18 protein-coding genes and 1 tRNA gene are annotated in these 22,535 nt (G+C 42.7%); 9 read left to right on the forward strand and 10 right to left on the reverse strand.

Annotation, left to right across the window (positions count from 1 at the left end; translation table 11 throughout):
• Window positions 1-24: 24 nt before the first annotated feature.
• From ACWPKD_RS08495 to ACWPKD_RS08505, 3 genes are all read left to right on the forward strand, one after another.
• Complete coding sequence (locus tag ACWPKD_RS08495) at window positions 25-1,932, forward strand: S9 family peptidase (protein WP_455412253.1); 1,908 nt, start codon at window positions 25-27, stop codon at window positions 1,930-1,932.
• A 268-nt stretch (window positions 1,933-2,200) separates the two neighbouring features.
• Window positions 2,201-3,355: an aminopeptidase C gene (locus ACWPKD_RS08500; protein ID WP_455412519.1), complete on the forward strand. Its 1,155-nt coding sequence runs from the start codon at window positions 2,201-2,203 to the stop codon at window positions 3,353-3,355.
• Between the two features lie 108 nt (window positions 3,356-3,463).
• Window positions 3,464-4,645 (forward strand): hypothetical protein, encoded by a 1,182-nt coding sequence (locus ACWPKD_RS08505; RefSeq protein WP_455412254.1) that lies wholly within the window; start codon window positions 3,464-3,466, stop codon window positions 4,643-4,645.
• A 45-nt stretch (window positions 4,646-4,690) separates the two neighbouring features.
• On the opposite strand, the gene accC is transcribed toward ACWPKD_RS08505, so the two are convergent.
• The 6 genes from accC to pdxA form a co-directional block, all read right to left on the reverse strand.
• Window positions 4,691-6,031 (reverse strand): acetyl-CoA carboxylase biotin carboxylase subunit, encoded by a 1,341-nt coding sequence (gene accC, locus ACWPKD_RS08510; protein ID WP_455412255.1) that lies wholly within the window; start codon window positions 6,029-6,031, stop codon window positions 4,691-4,693.
• A 91-nt stretch (window positions 6,032-6,122) separates the two neighbouring features.
• The gene (gene accB, locus ACWPKD_RS08515) at window positions 6,123-6,608 is read right to left on the reverse strand and encodes an acetyl-CoA carboxylase biotin carboxyl carrier protein (RefSeq protein ID WP_455412256.1); all 486 of its coding nucleotides are present in this window, start codon (window positions 6,606-6,608) and stop codon (window positions 6,123-6,125) included.
• A gap of 26 nt (window positions 6,609-6,634) precedes the next feature.
• Window positions 6,635-7,633 (reverse strand): beta-ketoacyl-ACP synthase III, encoded by a 999-nt coding sequence (locus ACWPKD_RS08520; protein ID WP_455412257.1) that lies wholly within the window; start codon window positions 7,631-7,633, stop codon window positions 6,635-6,637.
• Window positions 7,634-7,793: 160 nt separating this feature from the next.
• Window positions 7,794-7,988 carry a 50S ribosomal protein L32 gene (gene rpmF / locus ACWPKD_RS08525; RefSeq protein ID WP_081694205.1) on the reverse strand — a complete coding sequence of 65 codons (195 nt, stop codon included), beginning with the start codon at window positions 7,986-7,988 and terminating at the stop codon, window positions 7,794-7,796.
• Between the two features lie 9 nt (window positions 7,989-7,997).
• Window positions 7,998-8,540: a YceD family protein gene (locus tag ACWPKD_RS08530; RefSeq protein WP_455412258.1), complete on the reverse strand. Its 543-nt coding sequence runs from the start codon at window positions 8,538-8,540 to the stop codon at window positions 7,998-8,000.
• A 70-nt stretch (window positions 8,541-8,610) separates the two neighbouring features.
• Window positions 8,611-9,660: a 4-hydroxythreonine-4-phosphate dehydrogenase PdxA gene (gene pdxA / locus ACWPKD_RS08535; protein ID WP_455412259.1), complete on the reverse strand. Its 1,050-nt coding sequence runs from the start codon at window positions 9,658-9,660 to the stop codon at window positions 8,611-8,613.
• 58 nt (window positions 9,661-9,718) lie between these two features.
• Between pdxA and ACWPKD_RS08540 the strand changes: the two genes are divergently transcribed.
• A complete protein-coding gene (locus tag ACWPKD_RS08540; protein ID WP_455412260.1) occupies window positions 9,719-10,309 on the forward strand; it encodes a riboflavin synthase in 591 nt (196 codons plus the stop codon).
• A gap of 19 nt (window positions 10,310-10,328) precedes the next feature.
• Here ACWPKD_RS08540 and ACWPKD_RS08545 read toward each other — a convergent pair whose 3' ends face one another.
• The 3 genes from ACWPKD_RS08545 to mce form a co-directional block, all read right to left on the reverse strand.
• The gene (locus ACWPKD_RS08545) at window positions 10,329-10,538 is read right to left on the reverse strand and encodes a PID-CTERM protein-sorting domain-containing protein (protein WP_455412261.1); all 210 of its coding nucleotides are present in this window, start codon (window positions 10,536-10,538) and stop codon (window positions 10,329-10,331) included.
• Window positions 10,539-10,793: 255 nt separating this feature from the next.
• Window positions 10,794-10,867: transfer RNA gene (locus ACWPKD_RS08550), tRNA-Ile, on the reverse strand.
• A gap of 98 nt (window positions 10,868-10,965) precedes the next feature.
• Complete coding sequence (mce, locus tag ACWPKD_RS08555; protein WP_455412262.1) at window positions 10,966-11,370, reverse strand: methylmalonyl-CoA epimerase; 405 nt, start codon at window positions 11,368-11,370, stop codon at window positions 10,966-10,968.
• A gap of 304 nt (window positions 11,371-11,674) precedes the next feature.
• Here mce and rbfA point away from each other — a divergent pair, with 304 nt between their 5' ends.
• The 3 genes from rbfA (at window position 11,675) to ACWPKD_RS08570 (ending at window position 14,858) form a co-directional block, all read left to right on the forward strand.
• Window positions 11,675-12,067: a 30S ribosome-binding factor RbfA gene (gene rbfA / locus ACWPKD_RS08560; protein WP_455412263.1), complete on the forward strand. Its 393-nt coding sequence runs from the start codon at window positions 11,675-11,677 to the stop codon at window positions 12,065-12,067.
• Window positions 12,068-12,070: 3 nt separating this feature from the next.
• The gene (locus ACWPKD_RS08565) at window positions 12,071-13,270 is read left to right on the forward strand and encodes an ABC transporter permease (RefSeq protein ID WP_455412264.1); all 1,200 of its coding nucleotides are present in this window, start codon (window positions 12,071-12,073) and stop codon (window positions 13,268-13,270) included.
• Window positions 13,271-13,430: 160 nt separating this feature from the next.
• A complete protein-coding gene (locus ACWPKD_RS08570; RefSeq protein ID WP_455412520.1) occupies window positions 13,431-14,858 on the forward strand; it encodes an MATE family efflux transporter in 1,428 nt (475 codons plus the stop codon).
• 205 nt (window positions 14,859-15,063) lie between these two features.
• Here the strand turns inward: ACWPKD_RS08570 and dusB are convergent, their stop codons facing one another.
• Window positions 15,064-16,056 (reverse strand): tRNA dihydrouridine synthase DusB, encoded by a 993-nt coding sequence (gene dusB / locus ACWPKD_RS08575; protein WP_455412265.1) that lies wholly within the window; start codon window positions 16,054-16,056, stop codon window positions 15,064-15,066.
• Between the two features lie 301 nt (window positions 16,057-16,357).
• On the opposite strand from dusB, the gene lepA reads away from it, so the two are divergent.
• Both lepA and ACWPKD_RS08585 read left to right on the forward strand, forming a co-directional pair.
• A complete protein-coding gene (gene lepA, locus ACWPKD_RS08580; RefSeq protein ID WP_455412266.1) occupies window positions 16,358-18,154 on the forward strand; it encodes a translation elongation factor 4 in 1,797 nt (598 codons plus the stop codon).
• 131 nt (window positions 18,155-18,285) lie between these two features.
• A complete protein-coding gene (locus tag ACWPKD_RS08585) occupies window positions 18,286-22,509 on the forward strand; it encodes a choice-of-anchor L domain-containing protein (protein WP_455412267.1) in 4,224 nt (1,407 codons plus the stop codon).
• The last annotated feature ends 26 nt before the right edge of the window (window positions 22,510-22,535 follow it).

The following is a 22,535-nucleotide window of genomic DNA, read 5'->3' on the forward strand; positions in this document are numbered from 1 at the left end:
TCTTTCAAAACACTATACCGCACAATGAAAAAGTTACTTATTCTAACTCTTGGCATGATGGGATTATCAGCTTCAGCGCAGGAGGTTATGACCCCTGAACTATTATGGAAATTAGGGCGTGTCACTCCAATTGGCCTCTCCAAAGACGGAAAAAACATCGTGTACAAAGTCGCGACCCCTTCCGTGGAAGAAAACAAATCGAACTCAAAATTTTATACCATTCCGATTGGCGGCGGTCCAGCAGTAGAAGTTGCCGACACCAAAGATCTGGTAAAGAACAAGAATTTATCCTCCGACGGTAAATACCTGTTGTCCCACAAGGAAGTTAAGGTGGAAAAAGTCCTGGGAAAAGACATTTATCCAGAACTTAAAAAAGCCGATGCCCAAGTATACAACGGTTTGGATTACCGCCACTGGGATACCTGGAGAGACGGAACCTTCAACCATGTTTTTTACGGGGATGCTAACGGAAATGACAAATCCATTCCGCTGGACATCATGAAAGGCGAAAGCTTTGATTCCCCTCAGAAACCTTTCGGTGGTGACGAAGATTACATCTGGTCTCCGGATGGCAAAAGCATTATTTATGTTTGCAAAAAGAAAGCCGGAACTGCCTACGCCATCAGTACCAATACGGATTTATACGAATACAACCTGGAAACCAAAGTGACAAAAAACCTAACGGAAACCAATTTAGGTTATGACACCCATCCATTGTATTCCCCAACCGGAAACCTGACATGGCTGCAAATGAAACGTGACGGTTATGAAGCCGACAAAAACGACATCATCGTACGTTTCAAAGGCATGGACATGAATTTAACGGCTGCCTGGGACGGTACCGTAGAAAGTTTCAAATGGAGCGAAGACGGTAAAAAAATATACTTTATCGCCGCAACGGACGGTACTAAACAATTGTTTGAAGTGAACTTTCCGGGTTTGACCAAAATTGCCGTTACCGTAAGACAAATCACCAATGGTGATTTTGACGTAACCGAAATCGTGGGCTTCACCGAAGGAAAAGTGATCGTGGCCCGAAACGACATGAATCATGCCTCGGAGATTTATTCTTATGAATTCAAGAAAAAAGCGTGGAAACAAATCACAAATGTAAACACGGCTATTTACAGTAAATTATCGTTAAGCAAAACCGAAAAAAGGTACGTTACCACTACCGATGGTAAAAAAATGGTGGTTTGGGTAATCCTTCCTCCGAATTTTGACAAAACCAAAAAATACCCAGCGTTATTATATTGCCAGGGTGGGCCGCAATCTGCTTTAACCCAATATTATTCTTACCGTTGGAACTTCCAGACCATGGCCGCTCAAGGGTATATCGTAGTAGCACCCAACCGTCGCGGAATGCCGGGACACGGGGTAAAATGGAACGAAGACATCAGTAAAGACTGGGGCGGACAGGTAATGAACGATTATTTGTCAGCCATTGATGATGTAGCCAAAGAATCATATGTGGATAAAAAACGTTTAGGTGCTGTGGGAGCAAGTTACGGAGGTTACTCTGTGTTCTACCTGGCCGGAATTCACAACAACCGTTTCAAAACCTTCATTTCACACTGTGGCGTTTTCAATTTACAAAGCATGTACGGAACTACCGAAGAAGTTTTCTTCAACAACTTTGACCACGGCGGTGCGTATTGGGAGAAAAACAATGCCGATGCACAAAAAGCGTATTCACAGTTCAACCCCATCAATATGGTGAACAACTGGAACACACCGATCTTAATCATTCAGGGCGGAAAAGACTACCGTGTACCGATCGGACAAGGACAGGAAGCCTTCCAGGCGGCCCAGTTAAAAGGCATTAAGAGCCGTTTTGTATTGTTCCCGGAAGAAAACCACTGGGTGCTAAAACCACAAAACGCTTTGGTTTGGCAACGCGAATTTTTCAAATGGCTGAGCGAAACTTTATAACAAACTGAAATCCTGATGTAACCATCAGGATTTTTTACTTAATATGACTGCTATTTGCTTTCTTTTAATCAGCCCAATCGAATCGCTTTACCGGAAGGCTAATTTTTTGAAAATAAAACCTTTACGGCGTTTTCTTAAGAAAAAGATAAAATGCTGTTAAAATTCCATTTTACTTGTAACATTTTCTAATTTTACCAACTTATAACAGAAACCAAAAAATAAAAATATGCTTTCATTACCTATTAAACCTTTCCTGATTGCATCCTCAATGATCGTAAGTGCTGCTTCAGCCTTTGCACAGGATAATTTAGTAAACTCGTTAAAAATCAATGCGAGTGAGAAAAGTAAAGAATCGTTCAAATTCAACGATGTGGTGAACATCGAAAATACTTCCGTAAAAAGCCAGGGATCTTCAGGGACCTGCTGGAGCTATTCGGCTAACTCTTTCTTAGAATCCGAAATGATCCGTATGGGCAAAAAACCGGTGGAATTGTCTCAGATTTTCTCGGCGCGTAATGCCTATATCGAAAAAGGAAGAAACTACGTAAAAATGCATGGCTCGGTTGCTTTGGGTGATGGTGGTGCGTTCCACGACGTAATCAACATGTATAAAAAATACGGTGCTGTTCCGCAATCGGTATATACCGGTTTGAATTACGGTACCGATAAAAATAAATTTGCCGAAATGGCCGCTTTGATCGAAGGCGTATTGAAAGCCGTAGTAAGCAACCCGAATGGGGAATTGACACCAAACTGGGAAAAAGCCTATACTGCTGTTATCGATTCGTATTTAGGACAGGCTCCGAAATCGTTCCAATACAACGGAAAAAACTATACACCGGAATCTTTTGCTAAAGAAGTGGTAGGCATCAACGCGGATGATTATGTGGAAATTTCTTCTTTACAGGAATATCCATACTATACAAAATTCACGTTAATGGTACCTGACAACTGGTCGTACGATCAGGTGTACAACGTGCGCATGAACGAGTTAACGGACATCATCGACAACGCTTTGAAAAACGGTTATTCCGTAGCTTGGGCAGGTGACGTAAGCGAGAAAAGCTTCTCCTGGAAAAACGGAGTGGCTTTTGTACCGGAGAAAAAAGTAGAAGATATGACCGCTGAAGAAAAAGCAGATTTGTTCAACGGGCCTAAAAAAGAAATGGTTGTTACCGAAGAAATGCGTCAGAAGTCATTTGACAACTACACTACTACTGACGATCACGGTATGCACATCGTAGGAATCTCAAAAGACCAAAACGGTAAAGAATACTATATCGTGAAAAACTCTTGGGGAACTACCAACGATTATAAAGGATATTTATACATGAGTAAAGAATTCGCAAAATACAAAGCGACAGCAATCATGTTACACAAAAAAGGTGTTCCTGCCACTATTGCTAAAAAGCTAAGCATCTAAAAAAGACAATCATCAATCAGAATAAAATCCCAAGGTTTAAACTTTGGGATTTTTTTATGTTTTTTATGTACTATTTATCTTATTTTTATTCGGTATTAAATAATTTCGATGAAACTTAAACACTATTTTTTCAGTCTTTTACTTGTTTACTATTTCTTCTATATTTTCGGCTTTATACTTGGCTTCGCTTTGGAACCGATGGTTCATTTTGTCGGTAAACATATTTTCAACATCTCTTATGAATTTGAAGTTAACGGTTACGGTAGTGGCGATAACACCTATAGTTACCTGGCTGCATTCTGCAATCTAATGCTTAGTATTGTTTTGGCCTTTCCGGTTTCGTTACTAATGGGCAAAGCGAAAAACATTCAGACAGTAAAAAATTATTTCATCGTCCTCCTTCGCATTTACCTGATCTTCTTTATGCTGATTTATGGCCTGAGTAAAATTCTTCCGATGCAGTTTCCCCCTATCGGATTACACCGCTTAGAACAAACCTATGGCTCGTCCTCCCCAATGGGACTGGCCTGGGCGTTCATGCAATATTCTCAAACCTATAGCGCTTTTGCCGGGATTGCAGAAGTACTGGGTGCCTTATTCCTACTAAGCCGACGCACTATGACCCTTGGCGCGTTACTCTTAACGGGAGTAATGACCAATGTGGTGATGATGAATTTCTGTTACGACATTCCGGTTAAACTGAGTTCGTCGCACATGCTCTTTGCTGCACTGATCATCCTATCCTCAGATTACAAACGCATCGTGAATTTCTTTGTACTGAATACAGCAACAGCGCCTAGAATCCATCATAACGGATTTGAAAACGGAGAAGAACCCAAAGCGTTTTTCATTTCCAAAGTAGTGCTGAAAGTCGTTTTTTCCATAGGAATCACAACCTACTTCATCATCCAGTATTACAGTTTTAAAGAAGAAATGGAGAAAAAACCAGCTGTGTACGGCATTTACACCGTGATACCGGAAAAAGGAAGCACAACGAAGTATAGTTCCTTTGTTTTTGATCAGTACAATATGGGCACCATTACTAACGCTGAGAACCAAAAAACATGGTATACGTACAATCTTGATCCCAAAACACAAACCATCACTTTGGATCCCGGAAAAGTATCCAAAAAAGAAAAAGAAACCTTCCGATATACCGAAACAAAAAAAGAATTGGTTTTAACCCGCCCGACATCGGAAAAAATTCATCTGAAGAAAAAAACAGGCGATGATTTACTTTTGATCAACCGCGGTTTCAACTGGATCAACGAAATGCCTTTCAACCGATAAACAAAAAAGCCCAATCTTTCGATTGGGCTTTTATATAGAAAAAAATTACTCTTTCATTTCAAACGTTTCCATAAACTTGGTCGTGTAGTTTCCGGCAACATAATCCGGATGGTCCATCAATTGTCTGTGGAACGGAATAGTGGTTTTGATTCCTTCGATGTAAAACTCATCCAAAGCACGTTTCATTTTCGAAATCGCTTCTTCACGGGTTTGCGCTGTTGTGATCAACTTAGCAATCATCGAGTCATAGTTTGGCGGAATCGTATATCCAGCGTAAACATGCGTATCCAAACGAACCCCGTGACCCCCTGGTGAATGCAAAACCGTAATTTTACCCGGTGACGGACGGAAATCGTTGTACGGATCTTCCGCATTGATACGACATTCGATAGAGTGCAACTGTGGCAAATAGTTTTTACCGGAAATCGGCACACCTGCAGCCACTAAAATCTGCTCACGGATCAAATCGTAATCGATTACCTGTTCCGTGATCGGATGCTCTACCTGAATACGGGTATTCATCTCCATGAAGTAGAAGTTACGGTGTTTGTCTACAAGGAATTCTACCGTTCCCGCGCCTTCGTATTTGATATATTCTGCCGCTTTTACCGCAGCTTCCCCCATCTTCTCACGCAACTCGTCGGTCATGAAAGGCGATGGTGTTTCTTCTGTTAATTTTTGGTGACGACGCTGTACCGAACAGTCTCTTTCTGAAAGGTGACATGCTTTTCCGTACGAATCCCCTACTACCTGAATCTCGATGTGGCGAGGCTCTTCGATAAGTTTTTCCATGTACATACCGTCATTTCCGAAAGCAGCAGCAGCTTCCATTCTGGCACCTTCCCAAGCTTTCTCAAGCTCATCTTCTTTCCAGATGGCGCGCATCCCTTTACCACCACCACCGGCAGTAGCTTTCATCATTACCGGATAACCGATTTCTTTGGCTACTTTCTTGGCTTGTTTCAAATCCTCAAGGATTCCTTCAGAACCAGGCACACAAGGCACCCCTGCTTCTTTCATGGTCGCTTTAGCCGTAGCTTTGTCTCCCATTTTCTCGATCATTTCCGGAGAAGCACCAATAAATTTAATATTGTGCTCCTGACAGATTTTAGAGAACTTAGCGTTTTCCGATAAGAAACCGTAACCCGGGTGGATCGCGTCTGCATTGGTAATCTCCGCAGCAGCGATAATATTGGACATCTTTAAATAGGAAAGGTTACTCGGTGCAGGCCCTATACAAACCGCTTCGTCAGCAAACTTAACGTGCAAGCTTTCCGCATCCGCCGTTGAATATACCGCAACGGTTTTGATTCCCATTTCTTTACAGGTTCTGATTACACGAAGTGCAATTTCTCCCCTGTTTGCGATTAATATTTTTTTAAACATCTTTTGAAATTTTAAATTTTGAATTCTAAATTTTAAAGTATTCCGAATGACGACAGTAATTCATCATTCAAAATTTAGCATTTAAAATTTCTTATGATGGATCTACTAAGAATAATGGTTGGTCGAATTCTACCGGAGAAGCATCATCCACTAAAATCTTAACGATTTTTCCGGAGATTTCCGATTCGATTTCGTTGAACAACTTCATCGCTTCGATCACACACACTACATCTCCTTTTCCTACAGAGCTTCCCACTTCCACAAACATTGGTTTGTCTGGAGCCGGTTTTCTGTAGAACGTTCCGATCATTGGCGATTTGATAGTGATATATTTTGAGTTCTCGTCTGCTGCTGGAGCTGCTGCTACCGGAGCTGCTGCTGCAACTGGAGCTGCCGCTACCGGAGCTGCCATTTGAGGGATTGCCTGCATAGGAACTTGCTGTACATACGTAGTTTCAGCTGCGCCACCTTCAGTTGTTTTGATGGTGATTTTAAAATCATCCATTTCTAATTTCACTTCTGTAGCACCAGATTTTGCTACAAATTTGATTAGGTTTTGAATTTCTCTGATATCCATACTATTCTAAATTTGGTTTTGGTTGTTTATTGTTTATTATAGGCCCATTTCAGGTACACGGCTCCCCAAGTGAAACCGCCACCGAATGCGGCAAATATAATGTTATCTCCTTTTTTCAATTGGGTTTCGAAATCGCTAAGCAATAAAGGTAAGGTAGCCGAAGTGGTGTTCCCGTAACGGTGGATGTTTACCAATACTTTTTCGTCGTCAAGACCCATGCGGTTCGCAGTAGCATCGATGATACGCTTGTTGGCCTGGTGTGCCACCAGCCAGTTCACATCATCTTTTGACAGATTATTGCGCTCCATAATTTTTTCACTTACATCGGCCATTCCGGAAACTGCATATTTGAATACGGTTTTTCCGTCCTGGAACACGTAGTGTTGTTTATTTTTCACCGTTTCTTCCGAAGCCGGTAAAATCGATCCGCCTGCATCAATTTTCAAAAATTCCCTTCCGACTCCGTCGCTTCTCAGAAACTCGTCCTGGAAACCTAAACCTTCGTGGTTCGGTTCGAACAATACGGCCCCGGCACCATCTCCAAAGATGATACAAGTGGCGCGGTCGGTATAATCAATAATGGAAGACATCTTATCAGAACCGATCAAAAGTACTTTTTTGTAACGTCCTGATTCGATATAAGCAGAAGCGGTAGAAATTCCGTAAAGGAAACTGGAGCAGGCAGCGTGTAGGTCGTACGCAAAAGCGTTCACAGCTCCGATTTGAGTAGCAACATAAACCCCGGTAGAGGCAACCGGCATATCCGGTGTTGCGGTGGCCATCAAAACCAAATCGATGTCTTTAGGATCAATCCCTGCTTTTTCGATCAAGTTCTGAGCGGCTCGTATTGCCATGAAAGAAGTCCCTTGTCCTTCTTCCTTAAGCATTCTTCTTTCTTTAATTCCGGTACGCGTGGTAATCCATTCGTCATTCGTATCCACCATCGTCTCCAGAACTGCGTTTGACAACACAAAATCCGGCAGGTAGGCTCCCACGGCGGTAATAGCGGCTGTTATTTTATTCATAAAAGTTGTATTTTTCTTTCCGAAAAAAAGATTTCAAAAAGTGGTGGAAATTACAAAAAAATTCCCAAACCCATATTCTTTTATTACTACTTATTTACTTCGTTTGGGTTTTAACAAAAAAAACTCCCACATAGTGAGAGTTTTCTCTATTTTTTTCGGATTAAGCTTCCGCTACTTGTTTGTCAATAACAACTTGACCTCTGTAGTACATTTTACCTTCATGCCAGTAAGCTCTGTGGTATAAATGTGCCTCTCCAGTTACAGGACATGTTGCAATTTGAGGAGTTGTCGCTTTGTAGTGCGTTCTTCTCTTATCTCTTCTTGTTTTCGAGGTTTTTCTCTTAGGATGTGCCATCTTACTATATTATTTATCCGTTAATAGTTGTTTTAATTTATCCCATCTGGGATCTGTTTTATCTTCTTCTTCTTTTTCCTTCACCTGTTCCTTTGGAGCCAACTGATTCAGTTTTTCGATAGCTTCCGACTGCAGACTGCCGTCTTTCACACCCGGATGAATCCTTTTGGAAGGTACCGACAATACAATCATCTCATAAATGTACTGTGCCACGTTCACCTGGAATTCCCCATGAGGGATCACCAGCATTTCGTCGTTCTCGTTGTTAAAGGTGTCCCCGAATTTTACAATCAAATTCAGTTTTCCTTTAATCGGCAAGTCAAACTCTTCTCCCGTCAGGTCACAAGGCACGTTGATAGTCCCTTTGTGTTTGAACGAAAGCTCCAGCATGGTGCTTTTTTTATCTAAAACCAATTCTACCTTAACCGCAACGCCATTGTATTCGTCGAAGTTAAAAGCTTCAAAGAACTTTTTATCGATTTGATATTCAAACTGGTGTTTTCCCTGCTTTAACCCGACAAACGGAATTAAAAAATCTTTCTCAATATTCATAACAACAGTTTTGAGCGTGCAAAGATATAAAATTATTGTAAATTCAAACGAGTTGTAAACATTTTTTTGTTTATAACTGTTTTTGTTTGGTTTTTAAGGGATTTTTAATCAGTTCGTTATGCTCGTTTCGGTTATTGAACACATCAATAGCCAAATAAACTGCTTCTTTGAACGAATTAAAATCTGCTTCGCCTTTACCGGCTATCTCATAAGCCGTTCCGTGATCCGGTGACGTTCTTATCTTATTCAGACCGGCCGTATAATTCACGCCTTTACCGAACGACAATGTCTTGAACGGAATCAACCCCTGATCGTGATACGCCGCAATTACCGCATCATATTTTTCATACTGACCGCTGCCAAAGAAACTGTCTGCCGAAAAAGGCCCGAAAACCATCACACCTTCTTCAAAAAGTTTTTTCAGCGCCGGTTTGATTACCTCATCATCTTCTTTTCCGATTACACCATGATCCCCACAATGTGGATTTAACCCCAAAACAGCAATTTTTGGTTTATTGATCGAAAAATCCTGTACCAAGGTTTTGTTAATGGTCTGGATTTTGGTTCGGATCAGCGCTTCGGTCAAATGTTTTGACACTTCGTTCACCGGTACATGATCGGTCAAAAGCCCGACACGTAAATTATCCTGCACCATCAGCATTAAAGCATCTCCTTCCAGTTCCTGGTTCAGATAATCCGTATGGCCCGGAAAATGAAATTCTTCCGACTGGATATTATACTTATTAATAGGTGCTGTCACCAACACATCCACCAATCCTTCTTTAAGCGCCTGTGTTGCCGCTGTAAAAGATTTGATAGCATATGTACCAATGCTTTCGTCGTTCACGCCAAATTCAAGATTCACCCCTTCACGCCAAACATTCAACACGTTGATCTTCCCGTGAACCAATTGCTCAAGCTTGTCGATCCCTTGCAGGTTAGACTCCATCTGCAGCGCTTTCTTAATAAAGGAAAGGATTTTGACGTTAGCAAAAATAACCGGCGTGCACATTTCAAGCATGCGGGTATCCTCGAATGTTTTCAGAATCACCTCTGCCCCGATGCCGTTTAAATCCCCAACGGAAATTCCGACAATTATATTCTCTGCTTTTTTAACCATGCCGATTCGTTATTTATTGCTAATTTTGATGTGCAAATTTAGCAAAATAAATCTAGTTATGTTTACAGGAATTATCGAAACACTCGGAACCATTCGAGAGATTCGAAAAGAGGACGAAAACCTTCACGTTACCCTTACCTCTTCGATCACCCAGGAACTGAAAATCGACCAGAGCGTATCCCACAACGGGGTTTGCCTGACCGTCGTGGCCATCAACAATGATCTGTACACCGTTACCGCCATCAAGGAGACCATTGAAAAAACAAATTTAGGCAATTGGAAGACCGGAGATGTGATCAATTTAGAACGCGCCATGAAGCTGGGCGATCGGCTGGACGGCCATATCGTACAAGGCCACGTGGACCAAACCGGGATCTGTAAAAAGATTGAAGATGCCGGCGGAAGCACTTATTTTACCTTCGGATACGACAAAAGCCAACACAATATCACGATTGAAAAAGGATCTATCACCATAAACGGCGTGAGTTTGACGGTGGTGAATTCAAAAGAAAATGAATTCAGCGTGGCGATTATACCTTACACCTTGGAGCATACCAATTTTAAAAATTTTGAAATCGGCACGGTGATAAATCTGGAATTTGACGTGATCGGAAAATATGTCGCGCGATTACAGGCACTACGAAACTAAAAATAAAAAAAGCTTCAAATCACTTTGAAGCTTTTTTTGTACTCATATTTTTATAATAATAAAAACCTAGACCTAAGGCACCTACTAATAAGACAAGCACACCCGCATCCACAGGTAATCCTGGCGGTGGTGTCGGAGGTGGTGGTGGCGGTGCTTCTTGGGAAAAGACAACCGATGCATTTAAAAATGCTCCCAAACTCAATACTATTCTATGTAGGTTATTTTTCATGGGCGTAAAAATATAAAAATTAATCTCCCGACAAAAAAGAAAACTGTTTTTTTATATAAAATTAATGTTTCTCTAATCTCTTGTCAGTGTTACACTTAATCATTATTTGGGCAGATCTCTCAACCTCAACCCCTTTTACGAAAATAGAAAGATTTTTTAATAACACAATATTTTTCAAAAAAAATCTTAATTTTTTCATAAAGTAAAGAACGCAACCTCTTCAATACAAATCCCTGTCTTTCAAGGGTTTTATAGTGGTCCCACCTGGGCTCGAACCAGGGACCACCTGATTATGAGTCAGGTGCTCTAACCAACTGAGCTATAGGACCGGTTATCTCACAGTTTTTATTTATTCTGTGATTTTACAAACAAAGCAGTGCCTTATTTGAGGTTGCAATATTAACACTATTTTTTATGCTGACAAAAATTAATTTTGAATTTCTTGACATAATTCCACCAAAACCCCGTTGGTCCCTTTAGGATGCAAAAAAGCAACTAGCTTATTATCAGCACCTTTTTTAGGAATTTCGTTCAAAACAACAAAGCCTTCATTTTTTAAACGTTCGATTTCAGCAACAATATCTTCTACGTCGAAAGCGATATGATGAATCCCTTCACCTTTTTTCTCAATAAATTTAGCAATGGGGCTTTCCGGATTGGTCGCTTCGAGCAACTCTATTTTATTAGGACCGTTCATAAAAAAAGACGTTTTCACCCCTTCGCTTGCCACTTCTTCTTCTTTATAGGCCGGTGCACCGAACAGTTTTTCAAACAATATGTTAGAGGCTTTTAAATCCTTTACCGCAATTCCGATATGCTCAATTTTTCTCATGGTTTTTCTATTGAAGTACAAAGTTCGCAAAGTTTTCACAAAGTCTGCAAAAATTAAAATGGTTTTTTAGCCAGCCCTGATGGAAGCGTCATCCTCGCAGCGAAGCGGAGAGATTACTTCGTCAGTTCGCTTTGCTCGGGTTAGCGGACAGCAGGAAAACGGCATGCAAACAAGCCTAAACCTTTCGCTACAAAAAAGAAAATTCAAAACCAAAACGTTGTCTCTTTGCCACATTGACCCGAGCCTTTTTTAGGCGAACTGATGAAATAAACTTTACTACTCAAAAAAATCGTATTTTTGCAAGATGGAAACAAACAGACAGAAAAAAATAGGAACGCTTTTACAAGAGGATTTGGTGGATATTTTACAGGGAGAAGTACGTAAAAACGGCATCAGCAACCTGATTATTTCCGTATCCAAAGTAAACGTTACCTCCGATTTATCGATTGCCAAAGTATACCTGAGCATCTTCCCAACCGAAAAAGGCCCGGAATTACTGGAAGCCATCCGCACCAACACGCCTTTGATCAAACACGATTTGGCCCAACGCGTACGCCAACAACTGCGTCGTGTGCCGAACCTGATGTTTTACATTGACGACTCGCTGGATTATATCGAGAAAATCGACAGCGCCTTAAAAGGAGAAGAGAATCCGATTGAAAACCGCGATTTACTGGCCAAAAGAAAGAAATCCTAACTATTGAATTTCCCGTTTTACATAGCGCGTCGGTATACCGTTAGTTTCAGTAAAAGCACTGCGATTAACATCATTACCGGTATTGCCACCATTGGCATTATGGTTAGCGCTATGGCCCTTTTTGTGGTGCTCTCCGTGTTTAGCGGACTGCGCACCTTCAGTCTTTCCTTTGCCAACGAAACCGATCCGGATCTAAAAGCATTTCCTTTGGAAGGCAAATCGTTTATGGTTACCAAAACACAGGAAACACGGCTTCAAAATTCCAAAACCATAGCGGTGTACAGCAAAGTGATTGAAGAACGCGTACTCTTTTCTTTCAAAGACAAACAGGAAGTGACTTTTTTAAAAGGGGTGGACAGCACGTTTCGAAACGTCAATCCTTTCGAGAAAAAAATCTATGCCGGCCAATGGCTGGAACCCGGAACCTCGCAAGTGGTGGTAGGCTACGGCATTGCCAACAAACTTTCGATGGGCTTGTTCGATTTCAACAATGCACTTGAGGTCTTTGTGCCGAAACCCGGAAAAGGACCGATTGAAAATCCGGAAGCAGCCTTCAACGAATCTTCCCTGATTCCGATCGGGATTTATGCGATTAACGACGATCTGGACAAAAAATATGTCTTTACCGATTTACCACTGGCGCAGGAACTGTTACAGTACCAGCCGAATCAGGTTTCCGCGATCGAATTCAAATTAAAACCGAATGCGTCGGAAGAAGAAGCTTTAGCAGAGATCGGCAACATCTTCCAACAGAAACTGAATGTTAAAACCCGAGCCGCGCTTAACGACAGTTTGCACAAAATGCTGAATACCGAAAACATCGCGATATACCTTATTTTCACCCTGGTGATTATTATTGCGCTCTTCAATTTGGTGGGCGCGTTGATCATGATGATTTTAGACAAGAAAGCGAATCTGAAAACCCTTTTCAATCTAGGGGCTGAAATCAAAAGTTTACGCCGCGTCTTTTTACTACAGGGCAGCTTACTGACTTTTTTTGGCGGCATCATCGGCTTAGGATTAGGGATTTTGTTTGTCCTCCTGCAGCAAAAATTCGCCCTGATCATGATTACCCCAAGCATGGCCTACCCGATTGAATTTAAAATCCTGAACGTGGTTATTGTAATGGGCACCATCGTTTTACTGGGCTTTATGGCCTCGTGGATCGCTTCGAGCCGTGTGAGTAAAAATCTGCTGGACTGATTTTCCCTTTCCTAATTTTTATATATTTGTTTCCTTATAACTGAACGCCCATGATTGTTTTTGTCGCGTCCTAACCTTATCAGGAAGATATTTTAGGACATCCCGTTTTTCATTCGGACAGAAAATGTCCGACAGTATTCACTTATTATCCTATTTTATCATGACAGAAGCAACTTCTTCAAAACATACTTTATCACGTATTTTTTCCACGATCAGAACCGCTGTCAAAGGCGACGAATCGTTTGATTACACCAGCGGAAGCATCAAAAAAGCCGTTATTCTCTTAGCCATTCCCATGGTGTTGGAGATGATGATGGAATCCGTATTTGCCTTGGTCGATTTGTATTTCGTTGGGCATTTGGAACACAGCAGTTTCGCCATTCAGACCGTCGGACTGACCGAATCCGTATTGACCATTATTTACTCCCTGGCTATTGGCATTAGTATGGCGGCCACAGCAGTGGTAGCGCGACGTATTGGTGAAAAGAATCCGGAAGCCGCCGCCAAATCAGGTATGCAGGCGATCCTGATTGCCTTTGCCGTGAACACCGTAATCAGTATCATCGGGTTTATTTTTGCCAAAGACATTTTATTGTTGATGGGTGCCTCACCGGAAGCCGCCGATTACGGAGTAAACTTTACCCGCATCATGATGGGCGGAAGTTTGTGCATTATGCTATTATTCTTAATCAACGGAATCTTTCGTGGTGCCGGAAATGCCGCGATTGCAATGCGCAGCTTATGGCTGGCCAATCTTTGTAATATTATTTTGTGCCCGATTTTCATCAACGGTTTAGGGCCGATTCCTGCTTTTGGTTTGGTTGGCGCTGCAATTGCCACCACTACCGGACGAAGCATCGGGGTTTTGTACCAGCTCTACCATTTGTTCAACGGAAGGGGCGTTTTAAAAATAATGATTTCCCATTTTGTTCCGGATTTAGAGCAGATCCGACATATTGTTAAAATTGCTGCTCCAGGTGTTTTACAGTTTGTGATCGCTTCCTGCAGTTGGATTTTCTTAGCGCAATTGGTGGCTACCACTGGTGGCGATCATGGTTCGGCCGGTTATCAAACGGCTTTGCGCATCATGATGTTTTTCATCCTGCCGGCTTGGGGTTTGAGTAATGCTGCGGCTACCTTGGTGGGGCAAAATTTAGGCGCTAAACAGGTGGAACGTGCCGAGAAATCAGTTTATACCACTGCGAAATACAATGTGATTTTCATGGCCTTTATCATGATCTTCTGCCTGTTGTTCGGAAATTTGGTGATTTCGTTTTTTACCAATGATGAAACCGTTCGCAACATCGCCGTTCAGGCCTTGCAGATTATGAGTTTAGGTTATATTTTTTACGGTATCGGAATGGTACTTATCAATACTTTTAATGGTGCGGGCGATACCTGGACACCTACAAAAGTAAACTTTTTCGGGTTTTGGCTGTTTCAGATTCCGTTAGCCTATCTGTTGGCAAAATACCTGAAAATGGGCCCTACCGGAGTGTTTTTAGCAATCCCAATCGCTGAAACTGCCATTACATTAGCGAGTATTGTTTTGTACAAAAAAGGGAAATGGAAAAAGGTGGAGGTTTAAAAAACTAACACTTCAGACTTTGTGACAAAAAAATAATTTTTAAAAAAAAGTCACAACTTCTGTGACTAAAAAATCAATTTGAAAAAAAAGTCACGGTTTCTGTTTCAAAAAAATAAAAAATAAAATTTTGCAACAAGCAAGAATCGAGACATAAAAAAATCCGTCTAATCTCAAACTAGACGGATTTTTTATATTTTAAAACCATTTACACAAACTGATAATCCGAATACACATCGCGGATTTCCTCGAAAATCTTCGCTAAATTTTCCGCTTCATTAGTAGTAACTAATTTTTGCTTGTATTCCTTAAAACCGTGAATACCTTTGAAGTAATTGGTATAGTGACGGCGCATTTCCACAATCCCTACGTGCTCGCCTTTCCACTCCATTGACCAGTTCAAATGGTTTTGGGCGGCCTGGATGCGGTCTTCCATACTTGGGGGCGGCAATAATTCACCGGTTTTGAAGTAATGTTTGATCTCGTCGAAAATCCACGGATACCCAATGGCAGCACGTCCGATCATCATTCCGTCCAGTCCGTATTTGTTTTTGTATTCCAATGCTTTTTCAGGGGAATCGATATCGCCGTTACCAAAAATCGGCATGGTGATTCTCGGATTTTCTTTTACCCTTTGGATGTGTGACCAGTCAGCCTCTCCTTTATACATCTGGGCACGGGTTCGCGCGTGAATGGTTAAAGCCTGTACACCAACATCCTGCAAGCGCTCTGCTACCTCATCGATATTGATGGAATCGTGGTCCCAACCCAAACGGGTTTTTACCGTTACCGGAAGATTGGTTCCTTTGATTACCGCTTTTGTTAAACGCACCATCAGGTCAACATCTTTCAGAACGCCGGCTCCGGCGCCTTTGCATACTACCTTTTTCACAGGACAGCCAAAGTTGATGTCCACTAAATCGGGTTGTACGGTTTCGACGATTTTTGCCGACATTTCCATCGCTTCCTCATCACCCCCGAAAATCTGGATGCCTACCGGACGCTCGTAATCGAAAATGTCTAATTTTTTACGGCTTTTCATGGCATCACGGATCAGTCCTTCGGACGAAATAAATTCCGAGTACATCAAATCGGCGCCGTGCTGCTTGCACAAACGACGAAACGGTGGGTCGCTCACGTCTTCCATAGGCGCGAGTAACAAAGGGAAATCCGGTAATTCTATGTTGCCAATCTTAACCATCCTGCTGCATTTTGCGGCAAAATTACGATTATTTAAGAGAAAAGAAAAAAGAAGCAGGAAGAAAGACGATTTCATCACTTTGAAACTGATGATTTTAGATTATATTTGCCGATTAATTCACTACCTTTAAGGAGTGGTGGCTGCGTTAGGGGTTGCAGCGGCATCCTTTTACGGATCCCGATTTTTATCGGGAGGCATAAAAGATACAGCGGAAGACCCGACCCCGTTTTTTTCTAACGAGATAACGCCCACACGAGCGCTAGCGAACTGACGCAGTAAAAAAACAAGACATAGCATGACGATGAAGAAAATAAGAAACTTTTGCATTATTGCACACATTGACCACGGAAAAAGTACCTTGGCAGACAGATTGCTTGGCGCTACCCAAACCGTAACCGCGCGTGAGGAAAAAGCCCAGTTACTGGACAATATGGATTTGGAGCGCGAACGCGGGATTACCATTAAGAGTCACGCCATTCAGATGGAATACACCTACAAAGGCGAACAATACATCCTGAACCTGATCGACACTCCTGGACACGTGGATTTCTCGTATGAGGTTTCCCGCTCGATTGCGGCGTGTGAAGGAGCGCTTTTGATTGTAGATGCTGCACAAAGTATTCAGGCACAGACCATTTCCAACTTATACCTTGCTTTGGAAAATGACCTGGAAATTATCCCGGTATTGAACAAAGTGGATTTACCAAGTGCAAATCCTGAGGAAGTAAGCGACGATATTATCGATTTGTTAGGCTGTAAATTAGAAGACATTATCCACGCTTCGGGTAAAACCGGTTTTGGGGTGGAGAACATTTTAGCGGCGATTATCGAGCGTATCCCGGCACCGAAAGGCGATCCGGAAGAACCGCTTCAGGCCTTGATTTTCGACTCGGTGTACAACCCGTTCCGAGGTATTGAAGTTATTTTCCGTGTGAAAAACGGACAGATCAAAAAAGGCCAGAAGATTAAATTCATGGCGACCGGCAACGAATATTTTGCGGATGAAATCGGGACGCTAAAACTGAATCAGGTACCGAAAAACGTAATTTCTGCCGGAGACGTAGGGTATTTAATCTCAGGTATCAAAGAAGCGAAAGAAGTAAAAGTGGGGGACACGTTAACCGACGCGAAAACCCCAACCACCAATATGATCCACGGTTTCGAAGATGTAAAACCAATGGTATTCGCCGGAATTTATCCGGTAGACACGGAAGATTATGAGGATTTACGTGCTTCCATGGAAAAATTACAGCTGAACGATGCTTCGTTGGTATTTGCTGCGGAAAGTTCGGCGGCTTTAGGATTCGGTTTCCGATGCGGATTCTTAGGAATGCTGCACATGGAGATCATCCAGGAGCGTCTGGAACGTGAATTCGACATGACGGTAATCACAACAGTTCCCAACGTTTCGTATTTGGCGTACACCAAAAAAGATCCGGACACGCCATTTGTGGTGAACAACCCTTCGGATTTACCGGAACCTTCCAAATTGGACCGCGTGGAAGAGCCTTTCATCAAAGCCACCATCATTACCAAAGCGGATTTCGTAGGAAACGTAATGAGTTTGTGTATCGAAAAACGCGGGCAGATTACCAACCAGACTTATTTAACCACCGAGCGTGTGGAATTGAATTTCGACATGCCGCTGGCGGAAATCGTATTCGACTTCTATGACAGATTGAAAACCGTTTCCAAAGGATATGCTTCTTTCGATTACCACCCAATTGGGATGCGTACTTCGAAACTGGTGCGTTTGGACGTGTTATTGAACGCTCAGAACGTAGATGCTTTATCGGCGTTGATTCACGAGGACAATGCGTACCACATCGGTAAAAAGATGTGTGAGAAATTGCGCGAACTGATCCCGAGACAACAGTTTGACATTCCAATCCAGGCAGCGATCGGTGCAAAAATCATCGCGCGTGAAACCATCAAAGCCTTACGTAAAGACGTAACCGCAAAATGTTACGGTGGGGATATTTCCCGTAAACGTAAATTATTGGAGAAACAGAAAGCCGGTAAAAAACGTATGCGTCAAGTAGGAAACGTAGAAATTCCACAGTCAGCATTTATGGCGGTTTTGAAACTGAACGATTAATTACTTTAATTACTATACCAAAAACCCAGCGGACAACACGCTGGGTTTTTTATTAAAGTTCTGTTTACCGTCTGAAAATCTATTTATATTTTGTAATTTTATTTACCCCTTCCAATTATAACTTCATTTCCATGCAGAGAATATACACTATACTCTTGTTCCTTATTGGAATGGTTTGTTATTCACAAACCATAACCGTTGATAATGCCACAAACTCACCCACTGATTTAGTTAATCTGTTAATCGGGAATTCCTGCGTGGAAGTTTCCAACATCTCGAGTTCTTCACCGCAGGCTGTAGCCTATTTTAACAGAAATGCTTCAGGCTTTCCCATAACCGAAGGAATTATCATCCGCAGCGGAAATGCTGTGGACACCCAAGGCAGTTATACTGGCAACAATTTAGGCTCAACAGCTAACGGAGGAGGCACCGATCCTTTTCTGCAAAACCTGAGCAACACCAGTAGCGGCACCACCTCAGCTTTAACCGATTTGGCTTTTTTGGAATTCGATTTCACGACGATTTCCACTTCACTGAGTTTCGACTTTATTTTTGCTTCCAACGAATACGGTCAGTTCCAATGTTTGTCTAACGATATTTTCGCCTTTGAATTAACCAATTTAACTACTGGTGTCACTACAAACCTGGCGTTAATCCCCAACACAAGCAATCCGGTTTCTGTAAAATATATTAAAGACGCGCAGTACAACAACTCCTGCAGTTCTACCAATCCGAGTTTGTTCTCGGTCTACAATGTGAACAATCCGGCCGCCTCAACCCTGAACATGAGAGGCCACACGGTAGTACTGAACGCTTCTGCAGCCATCATCCCCAACAATCCTTACCGCCTTAAAATGGTCATTGCTGATTATGTAAGTTCCAATTTCGATTCGGCGGTATTCATTGCTGGTGGCAGTTTCAATACCACAATCGATTTAGGTGCTGACCGGACAATCTGTACCGGGGACGAGTTTGATTTGACAACGGGTTTGGACGCGACTTACAACCACCAATGGTTTTTAAACGGCAACCCTATACCCGGAGCCGTAAATGCAACCTACACCGTTACCCAAGCAGGAACCTACACCGTGGAAGCCACCAAAGGGAGCTGTCTGGTAACCGATACGATAGTCTTTACGGATTTAGCCGTAACGAATCCCATCAATCTTTCCACTTGTAACAATGGCAGCGCCTCCTATCCGTACAACCTTACCCTGAACAACGAAACACAACTGGGCATTGACCCTGCAATCTATGACGTGGTCTATTATGCGAGTTTAGCCGATGCGAACGCCAACAACCCGATTGCAACGCCAAACCCTTATATGAGCCCGGGGAACGAAACCGTTTTTATAAAAATATTCAACACCCAAACCGGAAATTTTTGTGATGCTGTTTATCAGTTCGATTTACAGCTAATAGCGTCAGTCAATGCAGGAAACAATATCGCCGATACCCTTTGCGACAATCCAAACGGACAAAATTACACCCTGACCGGTTTGGATCCTCAGGTTTTGAACGGACAAAATGCAGCTGACTTTATCATCAGTTACTATAATTCCCAATCCGAAGCCCAACAAGGGATTAACAGTATTGGCACTTCAATATTGATCCCCGCCGGAACAACCACGCTAACGGTTTGGATACGACTGGAAGCCATTGGTAACGCAAGTTGTTTTGATGTTACCAGTGCAACAATAACCGTCAACCCTTTACCGGTAGTAAGCGATATTCCCGATCCTGTGGAATGTAGTTCGTTTACCCTGCCGGCCATTACCGATGGTAATTATTTCACATTCCCGGGCGGACCAACCACACCGGGACAAATCCCTTTATTTGCAGGAGATGTGATTCCGGATGGCGGTACGTATTATATTTTTGCCGGTCCTGATGCCAATGGCTGTACCAATGAGACCTTTTTTGCACTGACATTAATCGATGAATATATCCCTTCGTTGGACAATTGCGGTTCTTTCACCGTTCCTTTACCACCTTATAGTATCGGCGCTTTTTATACTGCAGCCGGTGGCCCTTCAGGAGGCGGAACATTAATTCCAGAAGGAACAGTTTTCACCAATAACACGGCCGCTACCATAACACAAAACATGTTTTATTATGCAGAAGTAAATGGAGTACCGTGTGTAGACAGGCTTTTTGCCATCAACATCCATCCGGTACCGTTGACCGATGATCCTGCCGATGTGCTTACCTGTAATTCCTATACCCTTCCAGCCCTCACTAACGGAAACTACTTTACGTTAGCCGGCGGACCAACTGCAATGGGTCAGATACCTTTAAGCGCCGGAAACACCATCACTTCCAGCCAGACGATTTATGTGTACAACGAAACACCTCACACCAATACGGACGGAAGCCCCGGCTCCTGTTCCATTGATAATCCGGTAACCATTACTATTGTAGATACTACGGTATTCCAACCGGTAACCGAATGTGGAAGCTATACTTTGCCGACCATAACCCTTGGCGGGTACTTTACACAACCTTTTGGTCAGGGAAGCAGCGTAGACCCTAACACTCCGATAACCAACTCACAGATTGTTTACTACTATGTGACTACCACAACCAGTCCGAACTGTACAGACAATGTGGCCATCAACATTACCATCAATCCTAGGCCTGCGGTGGACACCCTGGAAAGCAGAACTTATTGCGGGGAATATATCCTGCCCGCTTTAACCAATGGAAATTATTATATGCTTTCAGGAGGCCCTACAACGGTGGGACAAGTTGCGCTTTCGGCCGGAAACATCATAGACCTTTCAGAAAATTACTTAAGTCCTGGTACGTATTATATTTTTAGTGGTCCGGATGCGAATGGGTGTACCAACGAATCTTCGTTCACTGTTAACATTGTTCCGTTCCCGGGCTTAGAGCAATATATCAATACCATTGAATGTGTTCCGTATTCAATTCCGGCGCCACCGGTGGGTCAGATTTACACAGCACCTAATGGCCCTAACGGAAGCGGAACGGTGGTAAGCCCAACTACGGTTTTCAACCTGTCCCAGACCTTTTATCTTTATTATGAGGATAATGTAACGGGATGTAGAATTGATAAGGAATTCAGAAGGATTTATAAAGGAATCAACCTTCCCGACTTTAACGATGTAACTGCTTGCGATTCGTACAGTTTACCACCACTGACGCATTTGCCTCCGGAGCCGGAAGCCGGTTATTCCATTGCTTATCATTTTAACGACCCAAGCGGCCCGCTGGTTCCGGCAGGCTACGTTTTCGACCCGGTCAACGCAGCTACTCCGCAGACCATTTGTGTTTATGCGGTAAATGCAGACGGTCACTTGATCAACTGTTCCGAAACTAAATTCTTTACCGTAACGGTATCCGAAACACCGGTTTTACCTGCAATGACCTTTGATCCAGAAGAATGCGGAAGTTATACGCTGCCGAATTTCACACCCGTGAATTACAACATTGGTTATTACAGCAGCCCGGGTGGTGTTGGCTTAATTTCACCGGCCAACTATACCTTTTCAACACCGGGAACCTATACCGTTTACGTATATGCTACAGCTACCAACAACCCGAATTGTACGGACGAAACCCAATTCACCTTCACGGTTTATCCCTTATTAGACATAATCGTACCAGGCGGAACCATATGCGTGGATCCTGTAACGAACGAAGCTACCCGAACCTTTACCATCCAAACAGGACTGAATCCGGCTTTGTTTTCGGCCAACTGGTACCTTAACGGAACTTTAATGGGCACAGGCGTTAACTATACCGCCAGTGTTGCCGGTACGTATACGATAGAATTTATCAAACTGACTCCGGAAGTGGGCCCCGACTGTAATTATAATAACACCACCGTAACCATTGAACAGTCCAGCGTGGCTATTGCGAGTTACACTTTATCCGGTGCATTTGAAGATTTCATTGACATTACCGTTAACATCGATGGCGGTTACGGGGAGTACATGTACCAGCTTGAAGACGGACCGATTCAGGCCAGCAACGTGTTTACCAACGTTCCGGCAGGCGAATATGACATCACCATTTATGATACGCTCGCGAATTGCGGCACCACCGTTCTTACGGTAACTGTATTAGGGTATCCTAACTTCTTTACGCCAAACGGTGACGGTGTGAACGACTTCTGGAACATCAAAAGCCTGGACGATCAACCGGAATCCTACATCAACATTTATGACCGATTTGGCAAATTCTTGAAACAGATCAGCCCATTAGGACAAGGCTGGGACGGCACCTATAATGGCGAAAAACTGCCGTCTACGGATTACTGGTTCCAGGTCTTTTACACCCTTAACGGACAAACCAAAGAATTCAAAGCGCACTTCAGCATGAAACGATAAACCCAAACCCGATTACTTTCCAATCG

Source organism: Flavobacterium pedocola (genome assembly GCF_053764385.1).